Annotated in this window: 8 protein-coding genes; 1 reads left to right on the top strand and 7 read right to left on the bottom strand. The window is 66.8% G+C overall.

Going from position 1 to position 6,213, the window contains the following annotated elements; all coding sequences use genetic code 11:
• Positions 1-10 precede the first annotated feature (10 nt).
• From VHL31_RS17430 to VHL31_RS17405, 6 genes are all read right to left on the bottom strand, one after another.
• Positions 11-928 carry a transporter substrate-binding domain-containing protein gene (locus VHL31_RS17430; protein WP_329662512.1) on the bottom strand — a complete coding sequence of 306 codons (918 nt, stop codon included), beginning with the start codon at positions 926-928 and terminating at the stop codon, positions 11-13.
• A gap of 85 nt (positions 929-1,013) precedes the next feature.
• Positions 1,014-2,261 carry a D-amino acid dehydrogenase gene (locus VHL31_RS17425; protein WP_329662511.1) on the bottom strand — a complete coding sequence of 416 codons (1,248 nt, stop codon included), beginning with the start codon at positions 2,259-2,261 and terminating at the stop codon, positions 1,014-1,016.
• A gap of 20 nt (positions 2,262-2,281) precedes the next feature.
• A complete protein-coding gene (locus VHL31_RS17420) occupies positions 2,282-2,659 on the bottom strand; it encodes a hypothetical protein (RefSeq protein WP_329662510.1) in 378 nt (125 codons plus the stop codon).
• On the bottom strand, positions 2,650-2,901 hold the full coding sequence (locus VHL31_RS17415; RefSeq protein ID WP_329662509.1) for a hypothetical protein: 252 nt from the start codon (positions 2,899-2,901) through the stop codon (positions 2,650-2,652). The genes VHL31_RS17420 and VHL31_RS17415 overlap by 10 nt, the downstream gene beginning before the upstream one ends.
• Before the next feature lie 75 nt (positions 2,902-2,976).
• Positions 2,977-3,681 (bottom strand): DUF3750 domain-containing protein, encoded by a 705-nt coding sequence (locus VHL31_RS17410; protein WP_329662513.1) that lies wholly within the window; start codon positions 3,679-3,681, stop codon positions 2,977-2,979.
• Positions 3,682-3,835: 154 nt separating this feature from the next.
• Positions 3,836-4,081 carry a DUF2312 domain-containing protein gene (locus tag VHL31_RS17405; RefSeq protein WP_329662508.1) on the bottom strand — a complete coding sequence of 82 codons (246 nt, stop codon included), beginning with the start codon at positions 4,079-4,081 and terminating at the stop codon, positions 3,836-3,838.
• A 346-nt stretch (positions 4,082-4,427) separates the two neighbouring features.
• Between VHL31_RS17405 and VHL31_RS17400 the strand changes: the two genes are divergently transcribed.
• Positions 4,428-5,327 (top strand): Gfo/Idh/MocA family oxidoreductase, encoded by a 900-nt coding sequence (locus tag VHL31_RS17400; RefSeq protein ID WP_329662507.1) that lies wholly within the window; start codon positions 4,428-4,430, stop codon positions 5,325-5,327.
• On the opposite strand, the gene VHL31_RS17395 is transcribed toward VHL31_RS17400, so the two are convergent.
• Positions 5,296-6,213 carry an alpha/beta fold hydrolase gene (locus VHL31_RS17395; RefSeq protein ID WP_329662506.1) on the bottom strand — a complete coding sequence of 306 codons (918 nt, stop codon included), beginning with the start codon at positions 6,211-6,213 and terminating at the stop codon, positions 5,296-5,298. The genes VHL31_RS17400 and VHL31_RS17395 overlap by 32 nt on opposite strands.

Raw genomic sequence — 6,213 nt, 5'->3', positions numbered from 1 at the left:
CTGATCGCGCTCAGGAGAACTCGGTGGGGAAACCGACCTTGGGCGTGGGCAGATCGATGCCGAACCACTTCTTGTACGAAGCTTTGAAGCTGTCGAAATCGACGCCCATCATGGCTTCCTTGTAGACCGTATTGACCCAGTTCAACCAGATCGGGTCGCCCGGCTTCACGGCCGATGCGTAGGAATTCGGCATCCATCCAAAGCCGGAGTCCAGGTAGCGGCCGGGTGCCTGAGCCATGAGCCAGCGCATCGCGGACTGGTCAGCCAGATAGGTATCGATGCGGCCCGCATTGAGCGCCTGGAGCGTGGCGTCCGGGCTCTCGAACTGGTCGAGCTTGGCGTCGGGCAGCGCCATCTTGGTCCAGTCTGCAATGAAGACGTTCTGCATGGCGCCGACGGTCACGTCCGCACCGGCCGCCTTCATCTCGTCATAGTTCTTGAACCTGCCGCCCTCGGCCATGAGCATCAGGCCAACGCCTTCCCGGTAGTAGGGATGGGTGAACTCGACCTGCTGGGCGCGGCCGGCAGTGACCGTCATCCACTGGCAGATCACGTCGACCTTGTCGGTCACGAGGCTGGGGATGCGCGCATCCGAGCCCTGCAGCACGAACTCGATCTTCTCCGGGTCCTCGAACAGGCTCTTGGCGAGCAGCCGCGCCATGTCGATGTCCATGCCGACCAGCTTGCCGGTCTCGTCCTCGAAATGCCAGGGCGGGTTGGTGCTGCCGGTGCCGACGATGAGATGGCCACGGTCGAGCACGGTCTGCAGGCGGCTCGGCACCGCCTCCTGGGCCTGCGCTGCGCGCGGCGCGAGCAGGCCCAGGCCTGCGCCTGCCACGCCACCTAGGGCAGCACCCGCTGCCGAAAGACCAAGCACGCCGCGGCGAATCATGCTGCCGTCGGCGATGCCCGATTTGTCGTCTGCCATGTCGCGTCCATCCTCTATCGTCGGTCACGAGCACCAAGAACTATCGACCAACGACGAGGGCAGCAAGAAGCACACCAAACGGAGATCAGGCTGCGGTGGGCAGGCTGTCGGTGATGTGCTCCCCGCGCACGATCTCGGCTAGTCGCCGTCCTGATCCCGCCGCCATCGTCCAGCCGGTATGACCATGGCCGGTGTTCAGATAGAGGCCCGTGACGGCCGTGCCGCCGACCAGCGGCCGCCCATCAGGCATGTACGGCCGTAACCCTGCCCACGACACGGCCTCCGGGCTGCGGGCGACGTCGCGGAACGCCGGGAACAGGATGCAGACCGCGTCCACGAGCGCCTTGATCCGTGCCGGGTCGGGCGTGGCGTCGTAGTTGCTGATCTCCGCCGTGCCCACCGCACGCAGCCGGTCGCCCACCGGCGTGAGCGCATAGTGACCGGCATCGTCCAGGACGGCGTTACTCACTGCACCCTCCCATAGTCGCCTGGGAGCGGTGAGCGAAACACCCTTGATCGGATAGATCGGTAGCTTGAGCCCGAACTCGCGCAGGAGAAGAGGGCTGAAGCTGCCCAGCGCCACGACCACGGCATCGGCAGCCAGGCGGCCCTTCGAGGTCAGCACACCCGTCACTCGATTATTCGTGAGCTCGACCTTCTCGACCGTCGTGCCGAAGTGCAGGTTCGCGCCACGCTCGGCGCACCAGGCGGTCAGGCCCTGCGAGAATTTCGGGCAGTCCCCGATCTCGTCCTGCGGGAAGTAGAGGCCGCCGGCCAGCCTGTCCTTTGCAGCAGCCAGCGCCGGTTCGCGCTCCACGCAGGCCGCGACGTCGAGCGTCTCGGTGACCAAGCCGAACGGCGACATCGCGTGGTGGGCAGCGGTCGCGGCGGCAAGCGAGACGCTGCTGGTGAAGGTCTTCATCACGCAGGCGCGCGCATAGTCGTACTGGATGCCGGTGTGCTCCCGGATCTCCGCCATCGAGCGCGCACTGAGCAGCGCCAACTCCAGGTTGGCCTTCGCGTTCTCGCGATGTCTAGTCGGGCTGCAGTTCAACAGGAACGACAGGCCCCAGCGCCACATGTGCGGCAGGGCGCCCAGCCTCAGGAGGAACGGCGCCTCCTCCTTCCCGATCCAGCGCATGACCTGGAGCGGCACACCGGGCGCCGACCAGGGCTCCACCGAGCTGACATGGATGACGGCTCCGTTGCCCCAGCTCGTTTCCAGCCCGGCGGCCTCGCGCCGTTCGACCAGGTCGACCTGATGGCCATCGCGCATCAGCCAATAGGCGGAGGCGGCGCCGATGACGCCGCCTCCCAGAACCACGATGCGCATGACGATCTCCGGCGTGCTGGTCAGGGAAGGAGGATGCTGTCCTCGTCCCCATCCGCCCGGCGGAAGTCGTTGCGGACGCTGACCAGGTACTCGTTGATCGTAACCTGGCCGTTGCCGTCCGTATCGACCTGCGCAGGCAGCGCGAGGACGGTCACTTCCTGAGCATCCAGCGTGCCATCCGCATTGTCGTCGGCATGGGCGAACGCGGCGCCCATGGCCATCCCGAACTCGACGGCGTCGACCTGACCGCTGCCGTCGATGTCCATCACCAGGAACGTGTCACGCGACATCGTCTGCGTCTGTGCATGAGATGGCGCCGCGGCGAACAGGCTCGCCCCGACCATGGGGATGGCAATCATGCCGCTCAGGTAGTTCATGTTCTCGCGCCTCACTTGCACGCCAATTCATCGCCCAGGGCCCCGCCGCCGGCTGCACCACCGACCGCGCCCAGGGTCTTCAGCGTATCGTTGCCGCCCAGGCCCTTCATGAATACGCCGCCGACCACGGCACCTGCGACGGCACCGGCCGCCGTCCCGGCCAGGCAGCCCCATTCGCCTTGCTTGGCATCCTTGATCTGCTTGCTGTTGCAACCGACCAGCAGAGCAGTCGTTGCCAGTATGGCCAGGGCCAGCCTCGTCATGTCGCCGTCGTCCCTTCGGGGATAGTTTCTCCGCAGGCTAATAGGGCGCCCCGAAGCTGACCAGTCCGCCGATGATCAACGCCAGCCGATCCTTCCGATCCCGGGCAGCTTGATGGCGAGGTCCATCGGATCGATGCCCACCACCAGGCCCAGCAGGTTGACCTCGATGCCCTCGGCCAGGGCGACCGTCAGGCCCAGCACGCCGAACAGCGACAATTGTACGCCGGTGCGACTCGTCGCGGCGGCAAACGGGACGCCGTTGGCGATCCAGTCCTTGCCGACGGCATGGGCCGGCATCTCCATCGCCAGTTCCGGTACCTGCCGGATGAGATAGGCGATGAAGGTGTTGGAGTTGGGCCCCGGCCAGATGACGTAGCTCTCCGGGTAGGGATAGCGCGCGATCGCCGCCTCGATCTCGGGGATCGCCTGCTCGGCCGCGTCGCCCTGGACCATGTGGACGATGGTCGGCTGGTTGCCTGCCCAGGGCGCATCGGGCGGGCGCATGTTCTGCCGTACCGCCCGCACACCCTGCTGGACGCCCCATCCGACCACTTCATAGCGATCGTACCGTGTGGCGCCTTTGGGCTTCATCACGACCCAGGTGTGCACGGCAAAGGCGCCGCGCCAGCCCCAGGCGCGCGCGGCAAGCACGGCCACCACCGCCTCGTCATGCGCTGCTGCGGCGGGCAGGATGTTGGTGGGCGCACGACTGGCCGTGCGCCAGTCGACCGCTCCCGGCCGTGTGCATGACGCAACCAGGAGCGGCCCACCGAACAGCATCAGCAAGATAAGGAAAAGCTCCACAGTACGTCGCATGTCTTCACGCCGGTCCGAAGAACGGAACATGGCGATGCGATGAAGGTGCGTCCAGGAGGAAGATGTTACAGAAGCGTGACGGAGCGTCGCGCAGGGCTGTTACAGAACAGGCAACTGCTCAAATCATGCCCAATGCGGACTTGTAGAGATCGAGGAGCTCTTCCTGCTCCTGCCGGTCGTTCGGTCTCATCTTCCGCATGGTGATCAGCTTGCGTAGGATCTTGACGTCGAATCCTTCGCCTTTTGCCTCGGCATAGACTTCCTTGATCTGTTCGCCGAGTTCTTTCTTCTCGACTTCCAATCGCTCGATCTTGTCAACGATCAGACGTAGCTGATCGGCGGCGACCCCCCCGACGTCGGGCATCGGCGACCATTCCTCTCTTGCTGGACGGAGAGCAGAACCGATCGGTCCGCGCACGAAAAAGGGGCTCAGGAAGAGCCCCTTTTCCGAGCCTCGCCAGCCCGCGGGCGGTTTGCCCGTCGCGCTGCTCCCCTACTCTACTCGGGCCACAGACGCGCCACGCATGTCGGCTATGTCCAGCTCACGCTGCACGCCTGCCGGCGGATCTGATAGTTCGTCCATAGCCCTGGGCGCCACCGTCTTGCAAGGCTCGCCTTGGGGGTGCTGGTTCCGGGCCTTTCCCTCGCACTGGGTGCAAGAGGACGCTATCCAGGCCCGGCCTCGTCAGGCAGCGGAAAGGACCGGATCGATGTTGAGGGCGGCCGTCGTCGGAGCCGGTCATTTCGGGCGCTGGCACGTGCAGAAATGGGCGACCTTGCCGGGTGCCGAGCTGGTGGGCGTGGCCGACCGCAACGCTGCGAACGACCGCGGCGACGCGCCGTTCACGACCGACTGGCGCTCCCTGCTGGGACGGGTCGACGCGGTGAGCGTGGCGACGCCCACGCAGGTGCACGCCGAGATCGCCACGGCTTTCCTGGACGCCGGTGCGCATGTGTTCGTCGAAAAGCCGATCACGGCCGACGTGCCGTCCGCCCAGGCACTGGTCGAGCATGCCGAGCGGCTGGGCTTGGTCCTGCAGGTCGGGCATGTCGAGCGGTTCAACCCGGCTTGGGTAGCCGGACGGAGCGAGATCCGCTCGCCCCGGCGCATCGAGATGCTGCGGGTGGCACCCTTCCAGCCGCGCTCGCTCGACGTCTCGGTGATCCTCGACCTGATGATCCACGACCTCGACCTGCTGCTGGACGTCGTACCGGCTCCGGTGGAGAGCCTCGAGGTAACCGGGCAAAGCGTGCTCTCGCCCAAGCTCGACCGGGTCGATGCCAGGCTGCGCTTTGCGGACGGCACGGTCGCCGATGTCACCTCAAGCCGGATCGCCCAGGCGACGATGCGCCGGGCCACGTTCGCCGAGCCGGGCGGACGATCCGTCGAGATCGACTTCCAGAACCGCGTGGTGGCCGTCACCACCCCAGGCGACGCACGCATGGACGTCGCCAGCCAGACGTTCGGAGCCGTCGACACGGTGCGGGCCGAGATCGAAGCGTTCTGCGCGACGATCCGCGGCGAATGTGCCTGCGCCATGCCGGGGCGCGCTGGCCTGGCCGCCCTGGAGTTGGCGCTCAGGATCGAGGCGGCGGCCCGGCTGCTCTAGGTCCACATGGCTGGCCGGGGCGCTGGCCCTCCAGCACGGCCAGCACGTCCTTGAACACCGTCTCCCGGCCGAGATCGCGCAGCAGCATGTGCCAGCCGCCGGGATAGCGGATCTCCCTGCACGTGTCGGACGGCATGCTCGCGACGAACTCCTTCTGGATCTCCGGCAGGATGACCTGGTCCACGTCGCCGTTCAGGATCGTGACCGGCAGGCGGACGCTGGGGCCATCCCGGACCGCCTCGTCCATCAGGTCGAAGATGCCGATCAGCGAGTCGGCCCGCGCCGTGCGCAGGTAGAGCGGGTCCTTGCCCAGCTCGATCAGCATCGGGATGTTGTCCGAGGCCAGGATGCCCAGGTCACCGCCGGTGAACACCATGTCAGGCGCCACGGCCGCAAGCGCCCTTAGCGGCCGGCGGACGTAAGGCTTCACCGCGTCCCCGCCCCAGACCCCCGGGGCACTGAGGATCAGCCCTTCGACATCCAGTTCGTCCGGCAACCGCGCGGCCGCGACCAGGGCCACGGCGCCACCCATGCTCTCGCCGAGGATCCAGACCGGCACGTCGGGCGCACCCGCCCGCTCGACCCTCACGCGAAACAGCAGGTCACGTACCAGCTGGTCAGTGCTGGGCCAGATCCCGCGGTCCTGGCGCGCGCCGTAGCCGGCCTGGTCATAGGCCACGAGCCGGTAGCCGCGTGCCGCCAGCCAGGCCCCCACCTCATCGAAGGCGGCCTTTCGATCGTTGAAGCCGTGCAGGGCGATGATCGTCACCTTGGGCTTGCCCGGCGGGTCAAACGTGATCTCGGGCAGCGGTCCTGGCGTGCGGGCAGGCGGAGGTGCCGCGCCATGGCAGGCGCCCAGTAGGAGAATCAGCAGAACGTAAGCCAA

It is taken from the genome of Geminicoccus sp. (genome assembly GCF_036263595.1).
Classification (GTDB): domain Bacteria; phylum Pseudomonadota; class Alphaproteobacteria; order Geminicoccales; family Geminicoccaceae; genus Geminicoccus.
This window is presented reverse-complemented; position numbering and strand designations above follow the sequence as displayed.